Annotated in this window: 27 protein-coding genes, 7 tRNA genes and 1 riboswitch; of the genes, 18 read left to right on the top strand and 16 right to left on the bottom strand. The window is 57.4% G+C overall.

The genetic code is table 11. The features are described from left to right. Nucleotides 1-144: 144 nt before the first annotated feature. Nucleotides 145-582 (bottom strand): peptide-methionine (R)-S-oxide reductase MsrB, encoded by a 438-nt coding sequence (gene msrB, locus AC1Z3F_RS07210; RefSeq protein WP_131088488.1) that lies wholly within the window; start codon nucleotides 580-582, stop codon nucleotides 145-147. Nucleotides 583-644: 62 nt separating this feature from the next. Between msrB and AC1Z3F_RS07205 the strand changes: the two genes are divergently transcribed. Then, nucleotides 645-1,868: an alpha/beta hydrolase family protein gene (locus AC1Z3F_RS07205; RefSeq protein ID WP_262197488.1), complete on the top strand. Its 1,224-nt coding sequence runs from the start codon at nucleotides 645-647 to the stop codon at nucleotides 1,866-1,868. An 89-nt stretch (nucleotides 1,869-1,957) separates the two neighbouring features. Here AC1Z3F_RS07205 and ybaK read toward each other — a convergent pair whose 3' ends face one another. Genes ybaK through AC1Z3F_RS07190 form a run of 3 tightly spaced genes read right to left on the bottom strand, consistent with a single transcriptional unit; the run spans nucleotide 1,958 to nucleotide 3,867 of the window. Next, nucleotides 1,958-2,461, bottom strand: a complete 504-nt coding sequence (ybaK, locus tag AC1Z3F_RS07200) for a Cys-tRNA(Pro) deacylase (RefSeq protein WP_444613645.1) — start codon at nucleotides 2,459-2,461, stop codon at nucleotides 1,958-1,960. 54 nt (nucleotides 2,462-2,515) lie between these two features. Beyond that, nucleotides 2,516-2,956, bottom strand: coding sequence for a SufE family protein (locus tag AC1Z3F_RS07195; RefSeq protein WP_131088485.1), 441 nt, complete (start codon nucleotides 2,954-2,956; stop codon nucleotides 2,516-2,518). Continuing rightward, complete coding sequence (locus tag AC1Z3F_RS07190; protein WP_131088484.1) at nucleotides 2,953-3,867, bottom strand: sulfurtransferase; 915 nt, start codon at nucleotides 3,865-3,867, stop codon at nucleotides 2,953-2,955. The genes AC1Z3F_RS07195 and AC1Z3F_RS07190 overlap by 4 nt, the downstream gene beginning before the upstream one ends. Nucleotides 3,868-4,081: 214 nt before the next feature. Here AC1Z3F_RS07190 and zapE point away from each other — a divergent pair, with 214 nt between their 5' ends. Next, nucleotides 4,082-5,122 (top strand): cell division protein ZapE, encoded by a 1,041-nt coding sequence (zapE, locus tag AC1Z3F_RS07185; protein WP_131088483.1) that lies wholly within the window; start codon nucleotides 4,082-4,084, stop codon nucleotides 5,120-5,122. 24 nt (nucleotides 5,123-5,146) lie between these two features. On the opposite strand, the gene AC1Z3F_RS07180 is transcribed toward zapE, so the two are convergent. The 9 genes from AC1Z3F_RS07180 to AC1Z3F_RS07140 all read right to left on the bottom strand — a co-directional run bounded on the left by AC1Z3F_RS07180 (nucleotide 5,147) and on the right by AC1Z3F_RS07140 (nucleotide 7,581). Continuing rightward, nucleotides 5,147-6,331, bottom strand: coding sequence for a benzoate/H(+) symporter BenE family transporter (locus AC1Z3F_RS07180; RefSeq protein ID WP_483566862.1), 1,185 nt, complete (start codon nucleotides 6,329-6,331; stop codon nucleotides 5,147-5,149). A gap of 132 nt (nucleotides 6,332-6,463) precedes the next feature. Further along, entirely contained in the window at nucleotides 6,464-6,685 is a 222-nt protein-coding gene (locus AC1Z3F_RS07175; protein WP_131088481.1) for an antitoxin, read from the bottom strand. A gap of 162 nt (nucleotides 6,686-6,847) precedes the next feature. Next, nucleotides 6,848-6,923 (bottom strand) — tRNA-Gly (locus AC1Z3F_RS07170). Between the two features lie 18 nt (nucleotides 6,924-6,941). After that, a tRNA-Gly gene (locus AC1Z3F_RS07165) sits at nucleotides 6,942-7,017 on the bottom strand. A 23-nt stretch (nucleotides 7,018-7,040) separates the two neighbouring features. Continuing rightward, nucleotides 7,041-7,112 (bottom strand) — tRNA-Val (locus tag AC1Z3F_RS07160). 52 nt (nucleotides 7,113-7,164) lie between these two features. Then, nucleotides 7,165-7,237 (bottom strand) — tRNA-Gly (locus AC1Z3F_RS07155). Between the two features lie 48 nt (nucleotides 7,238-7,285). Continuing rightward, a tRNA-Val gene (locus AC1Z3F_RS07150) sits at nucleotides 7,286-7,357 on the bottom strand. Nucleotides 7,358-7,383: 26 nt separating this feature from the next. Next, nucleotides 7,384-7,454, bottom strand: a tRNA-Cys gene (locus AC1Z3F_RS07145). Between the two features lie 54 nt (nucleotides 7,455-7,508). Beyond that, nucleotides 7,509-7,581: transfer RNA gene (locus tag AC1Z3F_RS07140), tRNA-Gly, on the bottom strand. A 192-nt stretch (nucleotides 7,582-7,773) separates the two neighbouring features. Here AC1Z3F_RS07140 and AC1Z3F_RS07135 point away from each other — a divergent pair. The 13 genes from AC1Z3F_RS07135 (at nucleotide 7,774) to hisF (ending at nucleotide 19,001) form a co-directional block, all read left to right on the top strand. Beyond that, nucleotides 7,774-8,616, top strand: coding sequence for a PD-(D/E)XK nuclease family protein (locus tag AC1Z3F_RS07135; protein WP_242632450.1), 843 nt, complete (start codon nucleotides 7,774-7,776; stop codon nucleotides 8,614-8,616). Nucleotides 8,617-8,709: 93 nt separating this feature from the next. Continuing rightward, on the top strand, nucleotides 8,710-9,273 hold the full coding sequence (gene def / locus AC1Z3F_RS07130; RefSeq protein ID WP_131088480.1) for a peptide deformylase: 564 nt from the start codon (nucleotides 8,710-8,712) through the stop codon (nucleotides 9,271-9,273). A gap of 3 nt (nucleotides 9,274-9,276) precedes the next feature. After that, nucleotides 9,277-10,209, top strand: a complete 933-nt coding sequence (gene fmt / locus AC1Z3F_RS07125) for a methionyl-tRNA formyltransferase (RefSeq protein WP_262197492.1) — start codon at nucleotides 9,277-9,279, stop codon at nucleotides 10,207-10,209. Beyond that, on the top strand, nucleotides 10,206-11,732 hold the full coding sequence (locus AC1Z3F_RS07120; RefSeq protein WP_131088478.1) for an RsmB/NOP family class I SAM-dependent RNA methyltransferase: 1,527 nt from the start codon (nucleotides 10,206-10,208) through the stop codon (nucleotides 11,730-11,732). Before fmt ends, AC1Z3F_RS07120 begins: the two co-directional genes overlap by 4 nt. Nucleotides 11,733-11,757: 25 nt before the next feature. After that, complete coding sequence (gene rpe / locus AC1Z3F_RS07115; protein WP_262197494.1) at nucleotides 11,758-12,420, top strand: ribulose-phosphate 3-epimerase; 663 nt, start codon at nucleotides 11,758-11,760, stop codon at nucleotides 12,418-12,420. A 41-nt stretch (nucleotides 12,421-12,461) separates the two neighbouring features. After that, a riboswitch (FMN riboswitch) is annotated at nucleotides 12,462-12,599 on the top strand. 115 nt (nucleotides 12,600-12,714) lie between these two features. Beyond that, the gene (pnuC, locus tag AC1Z3F_RS07110) at nucleotides 12,715-13,416 is read left to right on the top strand and encodes a nicotinamide riboside transporter PnuC (protein ID WP_131089784.1); all 702 of its coding nucleotides are present in this window, start codon (nucleotides 12,715-12,717) and stop codon (nucleotides 13,414-13,416) included. 12 nt (nucleotides 13,417-13,428) lie between these two features. After that, nucleotides 13,429-14,466 carry a bifunctional diaminohydroxyphosphoribosylaminopyrimidine deaminase/5-amino-6-(5-phosphoribosylamino)uracil reductase RibD gene (ribD, locus tag AC1Z3F_RS07105; protein WP_444613637.1) on the top strand — a complete coding sequence of 346 codons (1,038 nt, stop codon included), beginning with the start codon at nucleotides 13,429-13,431 and terminating at the stop codon, nucleotides 14,464-14,466. Between the two features lie 32 nt (nucleotides 14,467-14,498). Then, entirely contained in the window at nucleotides 14,499-15,122 is a 624-nt protein-coding gene (locus AC1Z3F_RS07100; RefSeq protein ID WP_131088475.1) for a riboflavin synthase, read from the top strand. Continuing rightward, entirely contained in the window at nucleotides 15,122-16,369 is a 1,248-nt protein-coding gene (gene ribB / locus AC1Z3F_RS07095) for a 3,4-dihydroxy-2-butanone-4-phosphate synthase (protein WP_483566861.1), read from the top strand. The genes AC1Z3F_RS07100 and ribB overlap by 1 nt, the downstream gene beginning before the upstream one ends. Nucleotides 16,370-16,396: 27 nt before the next feature. Beyond that, a complete protein-coding gene (ribH, locus tag AC1Z3F_RS07090; protein WP_483566860.1) occupies nucleotides 16,397-16,888 on the top strand; it encodes a 6,7-dimethyl-8-ribityllumazine synthase in 492 nt (163 codons plus the stop codon). A 71-nt stretch (nucleotides 16,889-16,959) separates the two neighbouring features. Next, nucleotides 16,960-17,223, top strand: coding sequence for a phosphoribosyl-ATP diphosphatase (locus tag AC1Z3F_RS07085; protein ID WP_131088472.1), 264 nt, complete (start codon nucleotides 16,960-16,962; stop codon nucleotides 17,221-17,223). Between the two features lie 138 nt (nucleotides 17,224-17,361). Then, a complete protein-coding gene (gene hisG, locus AC1Z3F_RS07080) occupies nucleotides 17,362-18,210 on the top strand; it encodes an ATP phosphoribosyltransferase (RefSeq protein WP_131088471.1) in 849 nt (282 codons plus the stop codon). A 20-nt stretch (nucleotides 18,211-18,230) separates the two neighbouring features. Then, complete coding sequence (gene hisF / locus AC1Z3F_RS07075; protein WP_483566859.1) at nucleotides 18,231-19,001, top strand: imidazole glycerol phosphate synthase subunit HisF; 771 nt, start codon at nucleotides 18,231-18,233, stop codon at nucleotides 18,999-19,001. Between the two features lie 55 nt (nucleotides 19,002-19,056). On the opposite strand, the gene AC1Z3F_RS07070 is transcribed toward hisF, so the two are convergent. The 3 genes from AC1Z3F_RS07070 to AC1Z3F_RS07060 all read right to left on the bottom strand — a co-directional run bounded on the left by AC1Z3F_RS07070 (nucleotide 19,057) and on the right by AC1Z3F_RS07060 (nucleotide 22,032). Then, a complete protein-coding gene (locus AC1Z3F_RS07070; protein WP_483566858.1) occupies nucleotides 19,057-19,893 on the bottom strand; it encodes a hypothetical protein in 837 nt (278 codons plus the stop codon). Between the two features lie 86 nt (nucleotides 19,894-19,979). Further along, nucleotides 19,980-20,624 (bottom strand): DUF6318 family protein, encoded by a 645-nt coding sequence (locus AC1Z3F_RS07065; protein ID WP_483566857.1) that lies wholly within the window; start codon nucleotides 20,622-20,624, stop codon nucleotides 19,980-19,982. A 766-nt stretch (nucleotides 20,625-21,390) separates the two neighbouring features. Beyond that, complete coding sequence (locus AC1Z3F_RS07060; RefSeq protein WP_262199718.1) at nucleotides 21,391-22,032, bottom strand: TIGR03085 family metal-binding protein; 642 nt, start codon at nucleotides 22,030-22,032, stop codon at nucleotides 21,391-21,393. Nucleotides 22,033-22,166: 134 nt separating this feature from the next. On the opposite strand from AC1Z3F_RS07060, the gene hisI reads away from it, so the two are divergent. From hisI to AC1Z3F_RS07045, 3 genes are read left to right on the top strand one after another with little or no spacing between them, the layout of a single operon-like run. Continuing rightward, on the top strand, nucleotides 22,167-22,568 hold the full coding sequence (hisI, locus tag AC1Z3F_RS07055) for a phosphoribosyl-AMP cyclohydrolase (protein WP_131088466.1): 402 nt from the start codon (nucleotides 22,167-22,169) through the stop codon (nucleotides 22,566-22,568). 34 nt (nucleotides 22,569-22,602) lie between these two features. After that, nucleotides 22,603-24,174: an anthranilate synthase component I gene (locus tag AC1Z3F_RS07050; RefSeq protein WP_131088465.1), complete on the top strand. Its 1,572-nt coding sequence runs from the start codon at nucleotides 22,603-22,605 to the stop codon at nucleotides 24,172-24,174. Further along, on the top strand, nucleotides 24,171-24,764 hold the full coding sequence (locus AC1Z3F_RS07045; RefSeq protein WP_262197510.1) for a Trp biosynthesis-associated membrane protein: 594 nt from the start codon (nucleotides 24,171-24,173) through the stop codon (nucleotides 24,762-24,764). The genes AC1Z3F_RS07050 and AC1Z3F_RS07045 overlap by 4 nt, the downstream gene beginning before the upstream one ends. Nucleotides 24,765-24,769: the final 5 nt, after the last annotated feature.

The raw sequence follows: 24,769 nt of genomic DNA, 5'->3' as shown, positions 1-24,769 counted from the left end.
TTCTTTTCATGTTTGGGTAGCGCTCATGTGCTTGACATGAACGCTACGCCCAAACAATAGAAAAGTTGGTGCTGAGTGATTGGTGAATAAGTAAGTCTTATTCTTACTGTGACGCGGACCGCGCTACGATCAGAAGAATAACCCCTAAGCGTTACGCAACGTCAAGCTCAATGAGTTCATGCAAAAGCGCAGATCGGTAGGAGTATTAAACCCCTCACCTTCAAAGACGTGGCCCATATGCGAATCGCACTTGGCGCAACGAACTTCAACGCGCTTCATACCCATCGATTCATCGGTGATGTACCGAACGCGGTCTTCGGCCAGTGGGGCGTAGAACGAAGGCCAACCACATGAGGCATCAAACTTCGTGGCACTAGCGAACAGCTCAGCGCCGCAAGCTCGGCAAGCGTATACTCCCTCGGTGGTGGTGTCCCAATATTCGCCCGTGAAGGGCCGCTCCGTGCCGGCCTGGCGCAGCACCCGGAATTCGTCCGGCGAGAGAATCTCTTGCCACTGCACTTCTGTTCGTTCCGTTGCGTCGTCGGCTATTTGGTCATCATGGTTAACAGGTTCATTGCTCATACTCATAGAAACGTACAGCACCAACAGATGATTCCCACGGCACATCATGGAAAGATAAAAGTATGGCTCGGAATATCGTAGATACCTTGGAACCACGCAAAACCATCCCAGCGACCCTGCTCGGCATCTCATTGGGTGTGGGCGCCGGTTCACTAGTTGCCGCCAGCGTTTCGGCGCTCGCCGGTTATTTCGCTCGACGGGTGGTTACACCCGAGGAACGGCGTACCGGCAACAGTATGATCCGTGAAGTTGTCACCGATCATGAGGGAAAACTCTGGGTTCATTTTGCCAAGGATGCAGAAACCAACCAGCCAGGCCCCTGCATTTTCCTGACCGAATTTGATGCGTGCTCCATTCGGCTTTCAGCGCCCGAAGAGGTTCCGGGCAAACCGAAAATCGTCGCGCGCAAAATTGAACGCGTCTACCGCGGCAGCCTCGAAGGGGTGCGACGCGGCTATCTCTCCGGAGCTGTGTACGAGCACCCTGCAGATCTCGGCTATGTCGCCGAAGACGTCGTGGTGCCGTTGGAAGGTGGCGACGGGCCTGCATGGCTAGTTGAAGGCACCGAGAATAAAAACGTGTGGGTTATCGGCGTGCATGGCCGAGGCGCTAGACGCAATGAATCGATCAGGGCATTGCCAGCTCTGACTGCCATGGGCGTAACCACCTTGCTCATGAGCTACCGCAATGACGGCCTCGCTCCGAGTGCTGCTGATGGCCGCTACGGATTGGGCGATACTGAATGGCACGATGTGCAATCGGCGGTGCGTTTTGCCAAGGAGCACGGCGCTCAACAGATCATCCTGCTCGGTTGGTCCATGGGTGGAGCCATCAGCCTGCAAACCGCCGATCGAAGCGAACTGGCGTCCGAGATTGATTCGTTGATGCTCGTTGGGCCGGTCATTAACTGGGTTGACGTCCTGTCCCACCAGGCCCGCAGCAACCGCATACCTCAATCGGTCGGTCGATTTGGCCAGTGGCTGCTGTCCAACAAGGCTGGGCGCTGGGTTACCGGACAGGCAGCGCCGGTCAACCTCAAACGCCTGAACTGGGTCGATAGGGCTAGCGAGTTGAAGCACCCGACGTTGATCATGCACAGCCGTGATGACGAATTTGTTCCGAACGGACCAAGCCTGAAACTAGCGGCTCTTCGTCCCGATTTAGTCACGCTGCGCACCTTCACCAAGGCCGGACATACCCGCGAGCCCAATGTTGATCCCCAGGGTTTTGAGCAAGCAGTCACCAACTTCCTGACCAAGCGCATCGCCGCCCGCGCCACACTCTAGGCAAAACAACTCCAGGCAAAACAAAGGACCCGGTCTGCGCTTCGTTCAATAAACGAAGTGCAGGCTGGGTCCTTTGTATACCTCGAAAATCAGCCGGTGGCTATCGGTGCCCAGATTGCAGAAGTGGCCTTGGCAGCATCATGGGGAGCGATCTCTAGGCTGAAACCACGTCGACCGCCGGAGATGAACACCGTCTCAAATTGCTGTGCACTGCTATCGATCACCGTGGCCGAAAGTTGGCGTTGTCCGAAGGGAGAAATCCCGCCTAAGACGTAACCGCTTCGGCGTTGGGCCGCAGCCTTGTCAGCCATTTGGGCTTTCTTTTTTCCTAGGGCTAGTCCCACCGCTTTGAGGTCCAACATGGCCGCGACCGGAACCACGGCCACTGCTAGATCCTCGCTAGCGTTGGAACCGGTGGAAACCATCAGGGTCTTAAAAACCCGTTCACCGTTCACACCCAGTTGTGCTGCCGCTTCACCACCGTAACTTTCGGCTGAATCGCTGTGTGTATAACTATGCGCAACATAGCTAATGCCAGCAGCATCCAACGCGGCGGTTGCCGGGGTGGACGCGGACTGCTTCTTCTTGCCCACTTCTCAGTTTTCCTTCGGTTCAAAAATTACTGCGTTGCGCAGGGATAGCGCTGCCTAGGCTTCCAGCTGCTCGGTGATCTGACGCTTGATACGGCCCAGCATCGCGGTCATGCCGCGCATGCGCAATGGCGAAAGCGCGCGAGTCAGACCCAACTGCTGTGGCATATCATCGGGGACGGCCAGGATCGATGCTGCATCTGCACCATCGAGGCCAGTAGCAAGCACCGAAGCAAAACCACGGGTGGTTGGTGCCTCTGGGGGAGCGGAGAAGAACAGGTTAACCTCTCGGTTGCCTCCGGCAGCCACTTCAACCACCAAAAACAGTGGTGACTGGCATTCGACGACCTGCTCAAAAAGTTCCGGGTGCTCCGCTAGGCGCGGCGGAAGCTCGGGCAAATCTCGCGAGTAATCAAGTAGCAACTCTAGGCGGTCCGCTTCAGGAACCTCAGTGAACTCTTCGACGATCTCTTGCAGTTCGGAAGGCAGCTGGCTCATGCGCGAACTCCACGCTTGGCAGGAACCTCGCCCTTAGCTTCGCCACGCACGATCGGCACGCCAACTGCATTGCCCCACTCGGTCCAGGAACCGTCGTAGTTACGCACACTTTCGAAGCCGAGCAGGTGCTTAAGCACAAACCAGGTGTGGCTGGAGCGTTCACCGATGCGGCAATAGGCCACCACATCGTCGCCCGGCTGCAACCCGGCGCCCTCAAGGTAAATGGCTTCAAGCTCTTCACGGGAACGGAAAGTGCCGTCCTCGGCAGCGGCCTTGGCCCAAGGCACCGACGCTGCGCTAGGAATGTGCCCACCGCGCAGGGCGCCTTCCTCAGGGTAATTAGGCATGTGGGTGCGTTCGCCGGTGTATTCCTCGGCCGAACGGACGTCGATCAGCGGGTTGCCCAAGTGATTAAGTACCTGAGGCAGGAAGGCGCGGATTTTCTCATCTTCGCGTTCGATCACTGGGTACTGGGTGGCTGTCACCGCTGGCTTGTCGGTGCTCAGTTCACGACCTTCGGCGATCCATTTATCACGCCCGCCGTCCATCAAACGCACATCTTCATGGCCAAAGAGGGTGAAAACCCACAATGCGTAGGCTGCCCACCAGTTGGACTTGTCCCCGTAGATCACCACGGTGCTCTCGCGGGTGATGCCCTTGGCGGCCATCAACTTCGCAAACCCTTCACCGTCGACGTAGTCGCGGGTGACCTCATCGTTCAGCTCGGTGTGCCAATCGATCTTCAACGCGCCAGGCACGTGCCCGGTGGAGTAGAGCAAGATGTCCTCATCGGATTCGAGCACAACGAGGTTCTGCGATCCCAGATTCTCGGCGACCCACGCGGTGGATACCAACCGCTCTGGGTGGGCGTACGCGGCGTACTTCGGGTTGGACTCAACAGGCAGCGACACTAACAATCACGATCCTTGTAGTTCTAATGATTTAGCCCGCTGGGTACAGCAGGCTTTGGGCTTTACTTCTACCCTAGTCCCGAACGCGGATGATCACAGTGTGGGCTTCGACATTTTAGGCAATCATCACGAGCATTCAAGGTAAACTGACCGTTGGGCTTGCCATGGCAGGCTGCGAATTATTGAGTAATCAACTGAAGGACTCTCACAGCCAATGGCGACGATCACCCACCTGAGCGAGACCAAGCCCAACGTTTCAATCGAAGACTTGTTGGCCGGCTTCCACCCGTCCTACCGCTTTGGTGAAGTGTCCTTCGATACCTACCGTCCAGACCCGACCCAGCCCTCGCAAGCCGAGGCAGTTAATAAGCTCAAGGCTTTTGCGGAAACCGTCGGCAAAAACGGTTCGGGATCATTCTTCTCCAAATTGTTCGGGAAGAAGAAGGAAACCAAAAACGGTATCTACCTTGATGGTGGTTTCGGCGTGGGCAAGACCCACCTGCTTGCTTCGCTGTGGCACGCCGCCCCAGGTCGCAAGGCCTTCGGAACCTTCGTGGAGTACACCAACCTCGTTGGCGCTTTGTCCTTCCGCCAGACCGTTGAAGTACTCAGCCAGTACTCGCTGGTGTGCATTGACGAGTTTGAATTGGACGATCCGGGGGACACCGTGTTGATGTCTCGCCTGATGCGCGAACTCTCTGACGCTGGCGTGAAGCTGGCCGCGACCTCCAATACGCTTCCTGGCGCCTTGGGCGACGGCCGATTTGCCGCGGTGGATTTCCAGCGCGAAATCAAGACCCTCTCCGAGCAGTTCGACGTTCATCGCGTTGACGGCGAAGACTTCCGCCACCGTGGTTTGCCTGATGCGCCAGTACCACTGGACGATGATCAGATCGAGGCTTTCGCAACGCAACGCTATGCGGAGAAAACCTTGGCCGTTGATAATTTCGACGATCTGGTCGCCCACCTCTCGCAGGTTCACCCTTCGCGTTACCGCCAGCTGCTGGCCGAAACCGATGTTCTGGTTCTGCACAACGTAGGTACCATTACCGATCAGGCCATCGCCCTGCGCTTCGTTGTTCTTGCCGACCGCCTGTACGACAAGGATGTTCCTATCGTTGCTTCGGGCAAGCCGTTTAGCGAACTGTTCACCGCAGAGATGATGTCTGGCGGTTACCAGAAGAAGTACTACCGCGCGGTGTCACGTTTGACTGCCCTAGCCCGTGAAGGTCAGGCCGGCGAAGAGGTCAGCTAGCGCCTAGAGCCACGTAACTTTTCTTCATCGCCGAGCACTGCGCTCGGCGATGAAGTGCGTTAACAGCCCGGCCACCAGTGCCCAGAAGGCACCGCCGATTCCGAATAAGGTCAAGTTCCCGGCTGCGACCAACACGGTCACCAGGGCGCTTAGTCGCCACGTGGGATCGCTCATTGATCCGAGCAGAGCGCTGGTGAGCGTGGCGAGTAGTGCCAGCCCTGCGGCGGCTTGGAACAGTCCTTCAGGGGAGGTATTGGCCAGCGAGACGATCAACGCGCTCAGTGCACCGAAGATGAGGTAAAAACCACCTGAGCTGAAGGCCGCTCGCCAGCGTAACTTCGGATTGGCCCCGGCTTGTTCTCCTGCTGCCAATGCCGCAGTGATGGCCGCTAGGTTGATGGCATGACCGCCGAAGAATGCACCGAGTGCCGAGCCGACACCGGTGAACAGCATTGAGGGCCGCCATGGAAGCTGGTATCCGAAGGAATTGAGCACCGCGACGCCCGGGATGTTCTGCGAGGCCATGGTCACGATAAGCAGCGGCACACTAATGCTCGCGATCGCTTGCCAGGTGAATTCGGGAGTTACAAAGTGCAGTTGCGGCAGCACCTGAAGTTGATCCCACGACCCGTTGCGCCAAATGTGGAAGATTCCGAAGCACACCGCTGCGAGCATACTCAACGCCACCGCAAATTTTGGTAGCAAACGCAGCCCGATCAGGAACACCAAAAGGATTCCCAGCGCAGGTACGGTAATAGTTCCCAACGCCGTGAACGGTTTGATGCACAGCGGAACTAAGACTCCGGCCAGCATGCCTTGAGCCAGCGGAACCGGGATTTTGGTCAGCAACTTGTGCAGCCCGGGGAGCAGACCGGTGAGAATAATCAGTACACCGCTGACGATGAACGCGCCGATGGCCTGTTCAAAACTGAATGCGCCTGGTGCCAGTGAGGCAAGCATCGCCGCTCCCGGTGTGGACCAGGCAATGCTGATCGGCATCCGGTGGCGCCATGACAGGGCGATCGTGCACAGCCCCACGCAGACCGACAACGCCAGCAATCCGGAGGCTGCTTGAGATGGTGTGGCCCCTACCTGAAACAATCCTGCGAGTACCACTGCGAAGGAAGCGACAAAACCCACCATGGTTGTTATCAACCCGGCAATGATTGATTGACTGAGGTGATCTTCAGAGGACGTGCGTGGAACCATAACTCATTTTTACAGGTACAGCCGGCTTGGGGATAATCACTTCCGTTTGTGAAGATAAACAGAAAAGGTACCGACCTTAGTCGGTACCTTTTCTGGATGCTCGGGCAAGGCCGAGGGGAGTAAACGAAGCAATTAGCCTTCGTTGTTCTCGCCTTCGCCACCCTCAGCGCCTCCGCCGAGTCCGTTGACGTAGTCGTTAGCACCACCCTGGATGCCGTCTACCTGGTCAGCGAACTTGCCACCGGTCTTGTCGTCGATGAAATCGCCGACCTGATCGATACCCTGCGAGACCTGATCTGGGTTCTCCTGCGCGAATTCCTCTGCCTTGCCACGCAGATCATCAAATCCTGCCATGCTGCACCTCCATTCGTTTGTGGGAACCCTTTAGCTCCACAATTGTTCTCCACCCTAAATCGAAAAACCTAAACATGGAAGAGCTAAGCGAAACTCGGGCGTGTCGAGTCACAAAACTTAAAGCAAAAATGGGAACCACTTGGAGTGATTCCCATTTTTTATTGGAGCGGTCAACGAGGTTCGAACTCGCGACCTCAACCTTGGCAAGGTTGCGCTCTACCAGCTGAGCTATGACCGCAGGATTTATATGAAGTTATGGAGCGGTCAACGAGGTTCGAACTCGCGACCTCAACCTTGGCAAGGTTGCGCTCTACCAGCTGAGCTATGACCGCATGAACATCACAACGATGTTCAGTGCGCGATACTGGGATCGAACCAGTGACCTCTTCCGTGTCAGGGAAGCGCGCTACCGCTGCGCCAATCGCGCCGAAGATTCACGAATGAATCTCGACAAAATTCAAAAAATAATGAATTCACTGAGCGGTCAACGAGGTTCGAACTCGCGACCTCAACCTTGGCAAGGTTGCGCTCTACCAGCTGAGCTATGACCGCATATATTTATTTATAACTGGATTCATGGTCTGGTGAACCATAATTCCGTGCGCGATACTGGGATCGAACCAGTGACCTCTTCCGTGTCAGGGAAGCGCGCTACCGCTGCGCCAATCGCGCAAAAAAGATCTGCAATCTTCATTGCGAGGTGGGGACGGGATTCGAACCCGCGTAAACGGCTTTGCAGGCCGCTGCCTCGCCTCTCGGCCACCCCACCATACTGGTCGAAACCAGAGTGACTAGTTTTACCTAGTCGGTGAATCTTTTTGCGAGCGGACAACGAGGTTCGAACTCGCGACCTCAACCTTGGCAAGGTTGCGCTCTACCAGCTGAGCTATGTCCGCAAAATGTGTTGTTTTCTGAACGTTTCCGTTCTTTCCAACGAGTAAAAACTCTATACGAGAATTCGCATCCATCCAAATCGAAACGCTGAGATCTGGTTCACAGGGCTTAAAGACCGCGGATCTACGGGGGAAATTCATATTTCCGTCACGACTAGGAGCGAAGCGGGGTAGCTGCGTGCCATGATCGTGTGCATGACCTCTCCAAAATTAGCTATTCAGACGGACTCCGGTCGCATGTACAGTCGCCAAGTCGGCGGACCGGGGATTGTCCCATCCATCACCACAGTCATCGGCACAGATGCCATGGACCTAACTGGATGGGCTGGGTACATGGCGGCGAAAGCCCTTTCTGAGGATCAGCGTTTGGGGCAGGCCTTGGGGGACCAGCGACAAATGCGCTCGTTAATCCGCGCTGCCGCCAGCGCTTCCGAGAGCTATCGTGACCAAGCCGCCGCTCGCGGGGATCGAGTACATAACTACGCGGAAGCCTTTGCACTTCGAGCCTTGGGTATGGAGCACGATGTGGACGCGGCCAAGGCTGCGCTGGAGCAGAACAATGAGCTTGGGTACTTGCAGCACTTTGAAAAGTGGTGGGCTGATTACAACGTTGAGCCGCTCGCTGCAGAGATCACCATTTGGAACGAAAGTGTTGGCTACGCGGGAACTATCGACCTGGTCGCAAAGATCGGCGGTCGGGTGTGCATTGTGGATTACAAAACTAAAACCTCGGATCGTGACGGGATCGTCAAGCGTCCCGATGACAAGGCCATCATGCAACTAGCCGCGGCCTGCAAGGCTGAAGAACAAATCGTGGACGCCGAGCAAGGGCAGTGGAAGCCGTGGGAGTACGGCACCGACGCAATGCTACTCGCCGTGGCATTGGGAGACGCCGGCACCAGGACATTTATGGCGCCTGCACCGGCGCTTCCTGACTATTGGGCGAAGTTCTACGCGTTGAAGCGGAATTGGGAAGCGTCGTACAAGATTTCCCAGTCTCGCGCTACGCTGGCCGAAATCACGCCGCCAACTCAATAATGCCCGGTCGTGACCGCGTAGACTGGAACGGTTAGCATTCGTGAAAACGAAAGCTAATACCAATGTCAACGGCAGGGAAGGTACCAGCGGATAATGGCGATTTTGGGAATTCGGATCATCGGAGACCCCGTTCTACGCACGCAAGCGCAGGAGGTGACCGACTTTGGCCCGGAGCTCCAGAAGCTCGTCGAAGACATGGATCAGACGATGGAAGACGTCCATGGTGCTGGCCTCGCCGCGCCACAAGTGGGCGTTTCTCTGCGAGTATTCACCTACCAAATTGGCGAAGAACGTGGCCACATCGTCAACCCAGTGCTGGAACTAAGCGATGATTTTCAGGACGATCAAGTTGAAGGTTGCCTGTCCATCCCAGGTGTTGCCGCACCGGTGCCTCGTCGTCGGTACGTAAAAGCTAGTGGTTTTGATAAGTTCGGCAATCCGGTGCAGCTTGAAGGCGCCGACATGCTAGCCCGTTGCTTCCAACACGAAACGGACCACCTAGACGGGATCCTTTTCTTGGACCGTCTAGCACCAGAGGAAAAGAAGGCGGCCTACCGCACCCTGCGCGCAGCCAACTACTCACAAACCGCCAACGCTACCGTGCAAAAACGCGCTGGTGCCTTGGGGTCCAGCTTCGGCGCAGGGTTGGGGAACTAGAGCATGCGAATCCTTTTTGCCGGTACGCCGCAAGTGGCGGTTACTTCGCTTAATTACCTGCACGAAGCAGGTTTTGAGATCGCCGCGGTATTAACCCGCCCAGACGCACCTTTGGGGCGTAAGCGTGTGCTGACCCCTTCTGCGGTGGCAGCGCGTGCTGCTGAACTTGAAATACCGATCATCAAGGCAGCAAAAATTACCGAGGAAACCACCGCCACACTACGCGAGCTAAACATCGATGCTGCAGCCATTGTTGCTTATGGTGGCCTGGTCCCAGAGGCTGCCCTCAACGTACCAACGCACGGGTGGATCAACCTTCACTTCTCGTTGCTGCCTGCATGGCGTGGCGCGGCCCCGGTACAACACTCGATCATCCACGGCGATGACATCACCGGCGCAGTGACCTTCCAGCTTGAAACCGGGCTGGATACCGGTCCGGTCTTTGGCCAAGTAACCGAGCAGATCCACGAATTAGACACTGCCGGCATCATGCTCGAGCGGCTCAGCCAGTCCGGCTCCACCTTGCTGGTTCAGACCCTGCAGGCCTTGGATTCCGGGCAGGCGCTGGCTGTCGCGCAGTCCGGCTCGCACACCTATGCGCCGAAGATTACCGACGTTGACGCGCAGCTGGACTTCACTCGTCCAGCCACCGAAATCCGTCGCCGCGCGCACGGAACCACGCCGTTCCCAGGAGCCTGGGTTCAGGTTGAAGACAAACGCTATAAGTTCGGCCCACTGCGCGAGCATCGCGACCTGACCGATTTGGCGCCCGGCGAAGTACGCATCGAGGCGGGCAAACAGCCAAAGGTGTATATCGGCACCGCAACTTGGGCTCTTGAGCCCACCCAAATTCAGCCTCCGGGCAAAAAAATGATGAACGCCTCCGACTGGGCACGTGGCGTGCTCACCCAGGGAACGAAAGTGAGCTTCGCATGAGCGGGCAAGAACAACGCGGGGGATACCGCGACAACGAAGCACGTCGCAATGAGCAGGGACGCACCCGAAACCGTGGCGGTTCCGGGCCGCGTCAGTTCTCAGCGTCGGCTCCAGGCCAGCGCAAACGTCAGGCCAACCCTGCTCGACTGGTAGCCTTCAAGGTCTTGCGCGAAGTTTCCGGCGCCGATGCTTACGCCAACTTGGTGCTGCCAAAGCTGATTCGTGAGTATCAGCTGGACCGCCGCGACGCAGGTTTTGCCACCGAACTGGCCTACGGCGCATTACGTGGCCAGGGCTTCTACGACGCGATCTTGGCTACCTTGGTGGACCGCCCGCTCAGTGAGCTCGATCCGGCCATCCTAGATGCGCTTCGAGTCGGTGCACACCAGCTTTTGGCGATGCGCGTGCCAAAACATGCCGCCCTTGATGAGACCGTTTCCTTGGCCCGTGCACAGATTGGTGCCGGTCCATCCGGGCTAATCAACGCGGTGCTACGCCGTGTCTCAGCCCAAGAAGCCGACGCATGGATCCAGCAGCTGACCAAGGATGCAAGCTCGGATTCGCAGCGACTTTCCATCGAGCACTCACATCCGGACTGGATCGTCCGCGCCTTGCGTGGTGCGTTGATCGCTCACGGCCGAGATGCTGGCGAGCTCGAAGCGTTGCTGCAGGCCGATAACCTGGCACCGTTGGTGAATCTGGTGGCCTTGCCAGGTCTTGGCGATCTTGAAGCTGCTCTTGAAGCTGGCGCTGAACCGGGCACCCTGCTCGCCGATTCTGCCACCTACAAGCACGGTGATGTGGCACGAGTTCCCGGCGTTAAAGAGGGCACGGTCCGCGTTCAGGATGCGGGCAGCCAGGTCATGGCCCGCGCCTTGGCCGGGATCGAATTGCCCGAAGCTGGCGAGGATCGCTACTGGTTGGACTTGTGCGCCGGCCCCGGCGGTAAGGCCGCACTGCTAGGCGCTCTTGCCGTCCAGCGTGATGCTCGACTGACCGCCAACGAGCCAACCACTCACCGTGCACGGTTGGTCGCCAACTCGTTGGATGCCGTACCGCACGATTACTGGATGCTGACCGAAGAAGACGGACGCACCTTCGGCGGGGCGGATTACACCGGGGACTACGACCGAATCATGGTTGATGCCCCCTGCTCAGGCCTCGGTGCACTGCGTCGTCGTCCCGAATCTCGCTGGCGCAAGGCACCTCGCGATATTCCTGAGCTGACCGCGCTGCAGGGCGAACTGCTGGACGCGGCGTTTAACGCGGTGCGCGTTGGTGGCGTCGTCGGTTTTGTTACCTGCTCGCCACATCAGGCTGAAACCCGCTTGGTGGTTGAGGACTTCCTCAAGCGCCACGAGAATGCTGCCCTGCTAGATACCGGATCGGCCGTGTCCAAGGTGATGTACCCTCAGGATGCCGACGCGTCCCATGCCCTGGGGGATGGAACCACGGTGCAGTTGTGGCCACATATTCACGGCACCGACGCCATGTTCATGGCCATCATCACCAAAAAGTCCTAGTTCACCCGAGTCACAAGGAGCACCTATGGGTCACCCACGGATAAATCCTTCGATCCTGTCCGCCGATTTTGCCAACCTCGCCAGCGAATTAGAGCGGATCCACACCGCCGACGGGGTGCACGTGGACGTGATGGACAACCACTTTGTCCCTAACCTCACGCTCGGCTTGCCGGTAGTCCAGGCCCTGCACTCGGTAGCCAAGCTGCCCATCGATGTGCACCTGATGATTGAAAATGCCGATCGTTGGGCGCCAGAATATGCGCAGCTCGGGGTGGATTCTGTCACATTCCACGCTGAAGCTTCCGCCGCTCCGATCCGGTTGGCCCGTGAGCTGCATGCCGCTGGTTCCAAGGCCTCGATGGCGTTGCGCCCAGCGACGCCGATCGAGCCCTACCTGGACATGCTCGGGGAATTGGACATGGTTCTACTGATGACCGTCGAGCCCGGCTTTGGCGGCCAAAAGTTCCTTGACTTGGTACTACCTAAGATTAAGCGCACTCGTGCGGCGATCGAAGGCACCGGAAGGCCCATCGCACTTCAGGTGGATGGCGGCATTTCGCGCGATACGATTTTGCGCGCAGCTGAAGCTGGAGCCGACGTATTTGTCGCCGGATCCGCGGTCTACTCAGCGCCTGAGCCATCGGCCGAGATCGACGTATTACGCAACCTTGCACTCGGTGGACACTGAGCCGGCGCAAATGTGCCACAATAACTTGTAGTAAACACGAATACGTGCTCCGGGGTCGGTGTAAGTCCGAACCGGCGGTGATAGTCCGCGACCCGCGTCCAAGGCCACAAGCCAAGGAAGCGGTTGAACTGGTGAAATTCCGGTACCGACAGTTAAAGTCTGGATGGGAGAAGCACGAATTTGATTTGCCTATTGGTACTGCTGATGACCCGTCAAGGGGCATCTGTCTAAAGCAGAGCCACAGGCCCATCAAATGCACACCCCCGGAGCCGCCGCTTCGAGAAGGGTGAAATGATGGATTTCCTGCGGTGGCTCATAGAAGCTTTTAACTCACAAATTGCGATCGGCTCCTCGGCACTTTTGGTGCGCGAAGTTGTTGGCAATATCTTTGGTCTGGCCAGCGCCGTTGGCGGCATGCGCCGTAAAGTCTGGGCCTGGCCGATCGGCATTATCGGCAACCTGCTACTGCTCACGGTCTTTTTGGGCAGCCTCTTTGATACCGGCTACACGGCCAACCTCTGGGGACAAGCCGGCCGCCAAATCATGTTCATCGCTGTGTCGATATTCGGCTGGTACCGCTGGAAACAGGCCAAAAATGGCACCGGTAACGCCGTCACCCCACAATGGGCATCCAATAAATCCCGCGTGGCGCTGGTAGCAATTTTGCTGCTGGGCACCGTCGCGCTCACTCCACTGTTCCGGGTCCTCGGATCCTACGAACCAGTGTGGGCCGATGCCTGGACCTTTGTTGGTTCGATGCTCGCCACCTACGGCATGGCCAAGGGTTGGGTCGAATTCTGGCTGATTTGGGTGGCTGTGGACGCCGTAGGTGTGCCATTACTGTTCTCCGCCGGCTACTACGCCAGCGCCTTTATGTACCTGTTCTACGGTGCTTTTACGCTGATCGGATTCTTCGTTTGGGCCAAGTCCAAACGCGACGAAAAACCCCAGATCGCCACCGACATGCCTGATCCGACGATCAGCACGCAACGCTAGGGGCACCAAGACATGGTGAAACCGCAACAGCTTGAAGCGGCGCTACGTACCGCGCTAGAAACCGCGGGGCGAGGACATCGAGGCGCCAATCCCTTGGTCGGTGCCTGCATTCTTGACGCCGGAGGCAATATCATCGCCACCGGCTACCACCTAGGTGCCGGCCACCCGCACGCCGAAGTTGATGCACTGCGTCGACTAGGCAAGATCGACCGTGCAATCGCTGCCGAACTGGCGATGATCGTCACCCTTGAGCCGTGCAACCACACCGGTCGCACCGGTCCCTGCGCGGAAGCGATCGCAAAGGCGGGCATCGGCCAGGTCTATTACGCGGTCAGCGACAATACCGCGGCCAGCGGGGGAGCGGACTACCTGCGTAGCCGTGGCATTACCGCCACCCAGTTCAGCGACGATAGCGCAGCGCGAAACCTCAACCATCGCTGGTTTATGGCCAAGGAAGCGCAGCGACCGTTTATTACGGTTAAGCTCGCGCAGTCCTTGGATGGACGAATTAATGCGCCCGATGGCACCAGCCAGTGGATCACCTCGGACGCTTCGCGCAATCACGCCCACGCCCTGCGCGCCCGAGTTGACGCGATCCTGGTCGGGACAAATACTGCGGTGCTGGATAACCCACGGCTCAGCGCCCGAACCCGCGATGGTCAGCTGCATGCAAAGCAGCCGTACCGATTGGTCATGGGCCGCCGCGAGTTGCCTGCGGGTTTGGCGCTGGCTGAAACCCCGCAGTGGGAGCAGATCGCCACGCACGACGTACATGAAATCATCTCCCGCGCCAATGAGCTGGGCATCGGGCACCTGTTGATCGAAGGCGGGGCGACGGTGGCTTCGGCCTTTATCGCCGCTGATCTGGCCGACGAACTGTACTGCTACCAGGCGCCGTTGTTAATTGGCGCCGGGAGTAATTCGGTGAACCTGCCCACCACGACCTTGAGCCAGGCCCATAGCTACCGACTAGATGTTGCCAGCAACGAGTCGCTGACCCGGCTGGGAGATGACATCATGCTTCATCTTGAGCCATTGCCCCGGTCCTAGCGATCGCCCCACCAAATTTTTCAGGAGAAATAATGTTTACCGGAATTGTCACCGGCCAAGGCACCATTGAAGGAATCGAATCCTTCCCCGAGCAAGACCTGGCCGTACTCACCCTGCGCGCACCAGGGCACACCGAAGACCTAGGGCTCGGAGGGTCCTTGGCAGTTAACGGTGTCTGCCTGACCGCAACCGAACTTGATGGCGAAAAGCTGCGTGTGGACGTGATGGGTGAAACCCTGCGCCGCACCTCCACCGGTGATCTGGCCACCGGGGATCAGGTCAACCTTGAGCGCTGCACTCCAGCCGGTGCGCGCTTGGATGGCCACGTTGTTCAGGGCCACGTTGATACCGTTGGCCAGGTGTTGGCCCGTGAGGACCACGGACAGTGGACCACCTTCCGCATTTCGATCGACGACGCCTATGCACCGCTCACCGCCGAAAAAGGCTCCATCGCCCTTGATGGTATTTCGCTGACGCTCACCGGGGTGTCACCGGCCAGCAGTGCAGGTGAACATTGGGTCGAAGTGGGGATCATCCCGATCACCCTGGCCGAGACCACCATGGGCTCACGCCAAGTCGGCGACAAAATAAACATCGAGGTTGACGTGCTGGCCAAGTACGTCGCGCGCCTGAACCAGTTCGGGGGCCAGCAGTAATGACCGGCTCTACCCTTGATTCCATCCCGACTGCGCTCGCGGCGCTGGCCGCCGGATCAGCGGTGGTGGTCGTGGACGATGAGGATCGCGAGAATGAAGGCGACATCATTTTTGCCGCCCAGCACGCCACCCGCGAACTGATGGCTTTCACCATCCGCTACACCTCCGGGGTTATCTGTGTTCCGATGCCCGCCGAGCGCGCCGACGCGCTGGGTCTGGGTCCCATGGTGGGCATCAACCAGGATGCTAAAGGCACCGCGTTTACCGTCACCGCCGATGCCGCCCAAGGCATCACCACCGGAATTTCGGCCGCTGATCGTGCGCTGACCACCCGTTTGCTCGCCGACCCGCACACCACGCCAGCTCAGCTTTCGCTCCCCGGGCACATTTTCCCGCTGCGCGCTGCCACCGGCGGGGTACTTAATCGCCGTGGTCACACCGAAGCTGCCGTGGATTTGTGCCAAGCTGCCGGGCTGGAACCGGTGGGCGTCATCGGTGAAATCACCAACGACGACGGCGAAATGATGCGCCTAGATGATTTGCGCACTTTTGCCGCCGAGCATCACCTGCCCATCATTTCCATCGACGATCTGGCACGCTGGCGCCGAGTTAACGATGAAATTGAACTGACCGATCCGATCAAGCTGCCCACCGCATTTGGTGATTTCACCGCACGAGCTGCCACCGCTGAAGGCTACGAACATATGGTGCTCAGCCACAGGGGACCTAACGGTTCTGCGCCGAGTAACCTAGTGCGGATCCATTCCGAATGCCTGACCGGCGACATCTTTGGCTCCTACCGTTGTGATTGTGGCGAACAGCTACACGCTTCGATGGCACAGATCGCCGCCGAAGGTGGGCACATCATCTACATCCGCGGACACGAAGGTCGTGGCATCGGCTTGGCCAACAAACTGCGCGCCTACGCCCTGCAAGAAGCCGGCATGGACACCCTGGATGCCAACCTGCACCTTGGCTTCCCGGCCGACGCTCGTGAATATTTTGCCGTGGCCGCCATCCTGCGCTCCATGGGGATCGACACTATTCGGCTGCTGAGTAACAACCCGGACAAACAAGAAAAGCTCACCAACGCCGGCATCACCGTGGACGAGCTAGTCGCCCTGCGCATCACGCCACGTGAGCAGAATTCCGCCTACCTGCACACTAAGCAGAGCAGGTTTGGGCACCGCTTGGATCTGCCGGATGTACTGACTGAAACCGAAGACAACGCCTACCACGGCGCCTAATTTCACTACTTGCAAAGGACGAAGTTCATGAGTAAGCACGGAGCACCAACCAACGTTACCGATCAGCTAAAAGATCTGGCATCGAGCAAGAAGTTCTCCAGTCTTAAGGTTGCGATCCTCGCCGCAAGCTGGCACGAAGTCATCATGGACGGACTTATTAGCGGCGCGCAGCGTGCTGCCAAAGACGCGGGACTCGAACAAAGCACCACGCTGATTCGTGTTCCTGGCACCTTTGAGTTGCCGGTTGCCGCAGCGAGTCTAGCCAGCGAGTACGACGCGATCATCGCCCTCGGTGTGGTCATCCGCGGTGGCACCCCGCACTTTGACTACGTCTGTTTATCCGCGACCAACGGCTTAACTAATGTGAGTGTTGACACCAAAACTCCTATTGGGTTCGGCGTTCTCACCTCCGATAACGAAGAGCAGGCACTGGAGCGTGCAGGCTTGGAAAACTCCAGCGAAGACAAGGGATACGAAGCGTATTCGGCAGCGGTCATGACCGTCGCGGCGCTGGGGTAGCTATCGGCTGGCCCGTCACAAAGGGGCACGCAAATGTAGCTACCGACATGAACGGGGCTAAGATTGGTAGCGTGAAAACTTTTGACGAGCTCTTCAGCGAACTATCGCTCAAGGCACAAGAACGCCCGGAAGGCTCTCGTACCGTCACCGAACTCGACTCTGGTGTCCACGGCATCGGTAAAAAAGTTGTCGAGGAGGCCGCCGAAGTTTGGATGGCTGCGGAGTACGAAACTGACGAGGCCGCTGCTGAGGAAATCTCCCAGCTGCTCTACCACCTTCAGGTTCTCATGATCGCCAAGGGAATGACCTTGGCCGACGTTTACAAGCATCTATAGCCGTAGCAGGTGCTCGACCGGGTCGCACTAGACCCGGTCATCCACCTTGCACGGCAGAAACAACGGCCAACGAATCTAATCCTTGGCGCTTGTTTATGGCTGAACGCCGCAGCGCCACACTGACGAAATGAGTCAACAATGCTCCGCGTAGCCCTACCCAATAAGGGTGCCCTGTCTGAAATTGCGTCCACTATGTTCAAGGAAGCCGGCTACCTCCAGCGCCGCGATACTCGCGAACTGGTCCTAGTCGACGAGGAAAACCAGGTTGAATTCTTCTACCTGCGTCCCCGCGATATCGCAGTTTATGTTGGTCGTGGCATCCTCGATGTTGGTATCACCGGTCGTGACTTGTACCTAGACGCTGACGTGGACGACGACGTCGAAGAGAAGCTGTCTCTCGGCATTGGCAAGTCCACCTTCCGCTTTGCCGCTCCGATCGGTTCCTTCAACGACGCACAGCAGCTCAACGGCAAGCGCATCGCCACCAGCTACGACATCCTCCTGCGCAACCTGCTCAAAAAGGCCGGCATCGAAGCATCCATCGTTCGCCTTGACGGCGCTATCGAGTCCTCGGTCCGTCTTGGCGTGGCCGATGCTATCGCCGATGTTGTCGAAACTGGCAACACCATCAAGGCTGCGGGCATGGAAATTTTCGGCGATCCGCTGCTGAAGTCTGAAGCCGTCTTGATCGGCCGAGTAGGCCACAAGCCATCCGGTCTTGACGTGCTCATCCGCCGCCTCAACGGGGTGCTTGTAGCCCGCCAGTACGTCATGCTTGACTATGACGTGCGCCGCGAACAGGCTGAGGAAGCGTGTGCCCTAACCCCCGGTCTGGAGTCGCCAACCGTCTCGGATCTGGCCAACTCTGAATGGGTTGCCGTTCGCGCGATGGTCAAGAAGTCGCAGACCAACAACATCATGGATGAACTCTACGACGTGGGCGCTCGCGCCATCTTGGTCAGCCAGATCCACGCCTGCCGCATCTAGTAGATAAGGAACGTCCTTCGATGAGCGTTGCAATTCGTGTTATTCCTTGCCTCGATGTTGATGCCGGTCGTGTTGTTAAAGGTGTGAACTTTGAGGGTTTGCGCGATGCCGGCGATCCTGTTGAGCTAGCCCGCCGGTACAACGATGCCGGTGCTGACGAGCTGACCTTCCTGGATGTCACCGCGTCCAGCTCGGCCCGCGAAACCACTTACGACGTGGTGCGCCGTACCGCAGAAGAGGTCTTTATCCCGCTGACTGTCGGTGGTGGTGTTCGCGCTGCTGAAGACGTTGACCGTTTGCTGCGAAATGGCGCTGATAAGGCGTCTATCAACACTGCTGCGGTCACTCGTCCGGAGGTCATCAACGAGATCACCGAGCGCTTCGGTTCTCAGGTGCTTGTACTTTCAGTTGATGCCCGTCGCACCGACGATCCGAAAATCGCTTCGGGATTTGAAGTGACAACTCACGGCGGCCGCACCGGTACCGGAACGTGTGCCGTTGCATGGGCCAAGGAAGCGGCCGAACGCGGCGTGGGGGAGATCCTACTCAACTCAATCGACGCCGATGGCACCAAGGACGGGTTCGATCTGGAAATGATTCGAGCGGTGCGAGCTGCTGTCTCGGTTCCTTTGATCGCTTCCGGCGGAGCCGGCAACCCTGAGGACTTCCCGCCAGCGATTGAAGCTGGCGCGGATGCAGTTCTCGCCGCGTCAATCTTCCACTTTGGTCCTAAAGACATGATCGCTCAGGTGAAGCAAGCGATCCGCGATGCGGGTTATCCAGTTCGCTAGTTTTTGATCGTCAAGATGCCCAGTCCATTCGGACTGGGCATTTTGGTTTAAAATTCTAGTCGTTGGCGATGAGTTCTTTCTTTGTTCGCCACACATCCATGGGCAACGTGTTGCTCGGCACCGCTGCCTGTCCCGGAATGGCTTCCCAAGGACCTCCGTCGACACTGAATTCGCCGCGGTAGAGCGTTGTTACTCTGACCCCAAATTTGCCTGTTTTAGTGTACGAGTGACTAGTTTTTGTTTCTTCGCGTAGTGTATGCGACGGCATGGCCTCGCCAGGGAAATTCAGGTTCCTAGTGGCAGCATCGCCATAGTTCCAGTTCCATTGGATCGGGATTGCTTTGATCCGAACGTCTGATCCCGATAAATTGGAGTTGAATTCTTGTGTCTCTTCACTGGCCCAGAAATGCGTATGACCGTTACGCAGCGAGAACTTGTTCGGACTGCTTTGTACGTTGGAACCCTTGATTGGGAAGGACCTGAATTTTTCGAGGGTGATACGAATTTGTTCGACAAATCCCTCCTTAGGCAGATCTTTCGGTGGTTCGTCCCCTGGGCAATATTGGTATTGTCGAACAAAGACGTTTTTAGTTGAATAGATCTGCCGCGTGATAGGTCTGGAACCATCAGGGCAGGCGGGAACATCTGGATTTACATCGCATCCCGCGTGGTCGTCATGCCCAGTAAAGCATTCATAAATATCACGTACCTTGAATTTTGGCTTTTTCTTCGGGCCGTTCTTGGTCGGCGTACGGTTGGGGTTCTCTTTGTAATATGTAGACGGTAGATCGTTCGTTTCTTCTCGGGGACTCTTGTCCGGGCATCCACCGGTATTATGTCCAGCTTCCTTTTCGTGGAGCTCTGCTTCATCTTTTTCGGGGCAAATTGCCATGGAAGCGCTCGGGGCTATCGCCTGAACAGGATAGACAGGAAGTAACAGAGTAGAGACCGCTAGTCCGAGGATTAGCCCTGTCGCAATCATGACTTCGGGTCGTCAAGGTCGATCAAGTAGACGCTCCAGCTATCATCGAACTCCATTCCAAGCGCTGCGACTTGGGACGGTCTCTTCTTTTTCTCGGAGTCAGGGTCGTTTGCTTTTGTGTAGAAAGTAGCGGAATCGATTTCAAATCTAACCGACACGATTGCGGTTTTCTTGTCTGGCATGTAACTATCGAATATTTTTACGTGGTGTCGCCCTCCAACCTGCCATTTTCCGCTGATTTTAGCCTGGTCCGTCGGATCAATGATTGTGGTCGCACAGACGTAGCATTCCCGCAGCGTGTGCTTTTTTAGAGGTTCGGAATCATTTGTTTCTATGCTGTAATTGATCAATTCAAAATAGTATTCTGCGAAGGCAGAAGCTCCATCCGTGGATTTTTCTTTGGCCGCTGCAGGCATCTTTGGTATTGGTACATTTTTTGCAGGACCTTCGGCGGAACTTGGTTCATAACGACGAGGGTCGGACGACGTATCAGGTGCAGCTGATTGCTCAGATGATCTTGTCGGAGAAGCGGTCTGCTCTGTTGTGGCTCCGCCCTCCGTTGGACTGGACGAGGCGCCCGAGCTGCATCCCGCGAGTACGAATATGATCGATACCATGACAACTAACTTCGGAGTTCTCACAGCAATCCTCCTTATGGCCTTCGTGACTTCGGTTGGCGCTATCCTATGTCTGCGATGCCCTTGTTAGGGAGGTGTTTGCTGGAAATTGTGGAAAAATCGTTGAATTCGTTGGCTTGCAGGTGCCGGATTGACTGTAACGGACGGTCTTTTCGTAGCAGCGAGAGGTTAGGTTGAAATTTGGCAAGTTGGTTTCGTCTTTGCTTGTCATGGCAGGTGTCAATCAAGATGAGGGCAAATCGGATCTCATTCTTTGAGTCCTGTGGCGAAGAAAAACGATCCCACGCTTGATGGGTGCGCCAAATGGCATCCGGATTGGGTCCGAAGGAACAAAAAAGTAACTCAAGCGAACGGCCAGACCGAACGTAGGCGTAGTCTCGGAAAGAAAATAAACCGTCTAGTCGTCGCCTGCCAGACAATGGCGCAACTTGCAGGCGCTTCTGCCTCAATATTTTTCTTGCCGTTATCAATTTGCCGCGAGGAAACTAATACACGTGAAGGCTGGAATGGCATACGTTGATGACGAGAATCAACGCTCCCGCTAGGCGCCGAGGATTCAAAACCTGGCCTTTTCATGAGCTGCTTTTTGGAGCCGGTGACTGATTTCTTACGGATCTAGTGCTGGTGGTAAAGGCACCTTCGTTTTGGCCGTTCTAACCAAGATTGCCTAGTCATGAAAGTGCTGGAGACATCTAAATAGAATCTCGTTGCGTCATTAGTGCAGACGAGTGGCCTCAGAGGCTGAAGAGGGAAAGTCCCTGGTCTGTTACTAGAACCCCGGCTTGAAACCCTTGACGATTTCTAACGCGGTTTCTCCGCCTTCGAAGAGCACGAGGCTCTGATCGATGCGGCCGAATCCGTAGAGCATCAATTCGGTGACTGGACCGGTGATAGACACGGCGTTAGGTGCCTTCTTAGCCACGTGGCGCTGTCCATCGGGACGGGTCAGGATGATGCCGACCGGTGCCTTTCGGAAGAGCACACGCGACATGCGGGTGAGGGACTGCCAGAGCATCTCGGTGTACTGCTTGTCCAACACGCGAGGAGCCCACTGGCCACGAGCACGTCGAACATCTTCGGTGTGGATGAAGTACTCGGAGAGGTTAGCGGCTTGATCGAACTTGTCGATAACAAACGGGGAGTACTTTGCCGGACCGGCGCGGAAGGTGCGAATCAGCGAGGCATAGCGTTCGGGGGACTGCGCGGCATTTGCCAGCTCGTCCACCTTGGCCTCAAGCTTCTTCGACAGCGGTTTGAACACAACCCCTGCGGCAAGGACGGATCGCTCGCGAATCACAAGGTGCGCGGCAAGATGACGGGTTTCCCACCCGTCACAAAGAGTGTCGGCGGTAGGGCCCGCGGCAAGCAGGGTCTCGGCCAACGCAAGTCTGGAAGCTTGAACTAAGTGCATCACTTTCGAAACTAGCACGCAGTGAGCATCGAATTGTGCAATGCGCGAGTAGTGTCGCCCAAGTCCTGCGATGTGTCCAAGAGCAGTACGTCATAGGGAGCTGGAACACAGTCAAAACCAGTATGCTAAGAGGGATGTCTACTTCTAACGACGGCTCGAGTCTGAGCCCCGAATCCCAAAGCCTGGATCCAGCAATCGCCGATCGACTTAAGCGCGACGGCAACGGACTGGTTGCGGCCATCGCACAGCAATATGACACCGGCAAGGTGCTCATGCTTGGTTGGATGGACGACGAGGCACTTCGCCGCACCTTGAGCACCGGACGCGTGACCTTCTACTCGCGCTCGCGACAGGAATATTGGCGTAAGGGAGATACCTCCGGGCACTACCAGTTCGTCAAATCTGTCGCGCTGGATTGCGACGGCGACGCCTTATTGGTGCAGGTAGATCAAGTTGGCGCTGCCTGCCACACCGGAACCGAATCCTGCTTCACCGATCGCGGCCTAGATGCCGTGGTCGGGAACCGTCCGGAATAAACTTCCCGGCTGAACACGTAGAAGAAGAACACAGATGAAAACTCTCGGCAAAATTTCCTTATCGCGCGAACAATTTGCCACCATGGCTGTGGACCGTCGCGTCATTCCCGTAACGATCACCGTGCTCGCTGACTCGTTGACCCCGATCGGGCTGTACCGGACCCTGGCCCAGGGCCGCCCCGGCACCTTCCTCATGGAATCCGCCGCTCCGGGCGGCGTGTGGAGCAGGTACTCGTTTATCGGCGTCAATTCGCCGGCGACCCTGAGCACACGTGGGGGAGAAGCGTACTGGCAGGGCCATGCTCCCGAAGGGCTACCCAACGGTGGCATCGGCGTTGAAGTTCTGCGCGACACCGTTCGCACACTCAAAACCGAACCAGTACCCGGGATGCCTCCGCTGACCGGTGGCATGGTCGGATTTGTCGGCTGGGACTGCGTTCGACACTGGGAGAAACTGCCTGCGCCGCCCGTGGATGACCTTAAACTCCCTGAGCTGAGCATGAACCTCGTGGCGGATATGGCCGCGCTTGATTCTGCTGAGGGCACGGTGACGCTGATCGCCAACGCCATCAACTTCGATGGCAGCGACGAGCACGTGGATGAGGCCTACGATGGTGCCGTCGCTCGCCTGCAGGCCATGCTTGATCAGCTCGCGCAGCCGGTAGAAGCCACCGCCTCGGTGCTTTCCGGGACCGATGTGCCTCGCGAAAAGCTGATGGATGCGGTGACGCATTCGTGGGCCGAAAACGAGTACCTAGAAGCGCTGGCTAAATCTAAGACGGCGATCGTCGACGGTGAAGTCTTCCAAATTGTGGTCTCCCGCCGTTTTGAGCTTGAGACCCAGGCCGATGCGTTGGACGTGTACCGCGTGCTGCGTGCGACCAATCCGAGTCCGTACATGTACCTGTTCAATTTTGAGAACGAAGATGGCGAAGCGTTCGAAATTGTCGGCTCCTCACCCGAGGCACTGGTGACCGTCAACGATTCTCACGTGGTGACACACCCGATTGCCGGATCTCGTCCGCGTGGGGCCAACTACGAAGACGACCAGCTCTTTGAGAAGTCGCTGATCAACGACGAGAAAGAACGCGCCGAGCACCTGATGCTGGTAGATCTTTCGCGCAACGATCTGTCCCGGGTCTGCCAAGCTGGCACCGTGGAAGTCACCCAGTTTATGGAAGTTGAACGCTTCAGCCACATCATGCACCTGGTCTCCAACGTGGTGGGCAAAACACGCGATGACATCGACGCCTACGATGTGCTGGCCGCAACTTTCCCCGCCGGAACACTCTCCGGGGCGCCCAAGCCCCGCGCACTGCAGCTACTCGATGAGTATGAGCCGTACCGCCGCGGAATTTACGGTGGTGTGGTTGGCTACCTCGACTTTGCTGGGGATATGGATATGGCCATCGCCATTCGTTCGGCACTGCTTAAAGGCGGGCGAGCCTATGTGCAAGCCGGAGGCGGCATCGTGAACGACTCAAAGTTCGAAGACGAAGCGCTGGAAACCGTGAATAAGGCAGCCGCACCACTACGCGCCGTCTGGGCTGCGCAGTCGATGAACGCCGCACACACCATCAACACCGAACTAGGTGAAAGCAAGTGAAAAAACTAACGAGCGCCCGATACCTGGCCCTACTGGGTGTACTGGGAGCGCTGCTGGGCTTTTGGTCCGCGACCCGCACCTGGATCACGGTGGACGTGAAGGCAACCTCGGTGCAGATCCCGCAGGTGGTGATTGATGGTGCTGACGCTGCGGCGTCGGTGACCGCCGTTGCTGTGGTGGTTTTGGCTGGTTCGCTCGCGCTGCTGATTGCCGGCAAAATTTCGCGTTACATCATTGCCGCGCTGAGCCTGTTGGCTGGTGTGGTGGCGATTACCGCCGGTATCGGTGCTTTGACTGATCCACAGTCCGTGGCCGCCACAGCGGTTTCTGAAGCCACCGGCCTGGCCCAAAATGCCGGAGATTATGCACTTACTCCGTGGCCAGCGGTCGCGATCTTGGCTGGTGCGGTAATGGCCTTGCAAGCGGTGCTGATTTTTGTCTTCGCCGCTCGTTGGCCTGCCAAAGCCAGCAAGTACGATCGCCAAGTCGCTAAAAAGGCCGACATCACCGACGATGATTCCTCCCGCAACATCGCCAGCTGGGAACAGCTTTCGGCCGGTGAGGACCCGACATCTGAACCACGCTCGTAATCTTC

This window comes from Glutamicibacter sp. MOO4, from assembly GCF_056934395.1.
The sequence above is the reverse complement of the archived record's forward strand: the minus strand, read 5'-3'. Positions and strand labels throughout refer to the sequence as shown.

Coding starts and splice junctions, on each gene's coding strand:
- AC1Z3F_RS07135 (WP_242632450.1), top strand. CDS start 7,774: ATGACCTCTCCAAAATTAGCTATTCAGACGGACTCCGGTCGCATGTAC.
- AC1Z3F_RS07175 (WP_131088481.1), bottom strand. CDS start 6,685: ATGGCAGGATTTGATGATCTGCGTGGCAAGGCAGAGGAATTCGCGCAG.
- ribD (WP_444613637.1), top strand. CDS start 13,429: ATGGTGAAACCGCAACAGCTTGAAGCGGCGCTACGTACCGCGCTAGAA.
- def (WP_131088480.1), top strand. CDS start 8,710: ATGGCGATTTTGGGAATTCGGATCATCGGAGACCCCGTTCTACGCACG.
- hisI (WP_131088466.1), top strand. CDS start 22,167: ATGTCTACTTCTAACGACGGCTCGAGTCTGAGCCCCGAATCCCAAAGC.
- AC1Z3F_RS07060 (WP_262199718.1), bottom strand. CDS start 22,032: ATGCACTTAGTTCAAGCTTCCAGACTTGCGTTGGCCGAGACCCTGCTT.
- fmt (WP_262197492.1), top strand. CDS start 9,277: ATGCGAATCCTTTTTGCCGGTACGCCGCAAGTGGCGGTTACTTCGCTT.
- AC1Z3F_RS07070 (WP_483566858.1), bottom strand. CDS start 19,893: ATGGCAATTTGCCCCGAAAAAGATGAAGCAGAGCTCCACGAAAAGGAA.
- ribH (WP_483566860.1), top strand. CDS start 16,397: ATGAGTAAGCACGGAGCACCAACCAACGTTACCGATCAGCTAAAAGAT.
- pnuC (WP_131089784.1), top strand. CDS start 12,715: ATGGATTTCCTGCGGTGGCTCATAGAAGCTTTTAACTCACAAATTGCG.
- hisG (WP_131088471.1), top strand. CDS start 17,362: ATGCTCCGCGTAGCCCTACCCAATAAGGGTGCCCTGTCTGAAATTGCG.
- AC1Z3F_RS07120 (WP_131088478.1), top strand. CDS start 10,206: ATGAGCGGGCAAGAACAACGCGGGGGATACCGCGACAACGAAGCACGT.
- rpe (WP_262197494.1), top strand. CDS start 11,758: ATGGGTCACCCACGGATAAATCCTTCGATCCTGTCCGCCGATTTTGCC.
- AC1Z3F_RS07195 (WP_131088485.1), bottom strand. CDS start 2,956: ATGAGCCAGCTGCCTTCCGAACTGCAAGAGATCGTCGAAGAGTTCACT.
- zapE (WP_131088483.1), top strand. CDS start 4,082: ATGGCGACGATCACCCACCTGAGCGAGACCAAGCCCAACGTTTCAATC.
- AC1Z3F_RS07205 (WP_262197488.1), top strand. CDS start 645: ATGGCTCGGAATATCGTAGATACCTTGGAACCACGCAAAACCATCCCA.
- hisF (WP_483566859.1), top strand. CDS start 18,231: ATGAGCGTTGCAATTCGTGTTATTCCTTGCCTCGATGTTGATGCCGGT.
- AC1Z3F_RS07100 (WP_131088475.1), top strand. CDS start 14,499: ATGTTTACCGGAATTGTCACCGGCCAAGGCACCATTGAAGGAATCGAA.
- msrB (WP_131088488.1), bottom strand. CDS start 582: ATGAGCAATGAACCTGTTAACCATGATGACCAAATAGCCGACGACGCA.
- AC1Z3F_RS07180 (WP_483566862.1), bottom strand. CDS start 6,331: ATGGTTCCACGCACGTCCTCTGAAGATCACCTCAGTCAATCAATCATT.
- ribB (WP_483566861.1), top strand. CDS start 15,122: ATGACCGGCTCTACCCTTGATTCCATCCCGACTGCGCTCGCGGCGCTG.
- AC1Z3F_RS07050 (WP_131088465.1), top strand. CDS start 22,603: ATGAAAACTCTCGGCAAAATTTCCTTATCGCGCGAACAATTTGCCACC.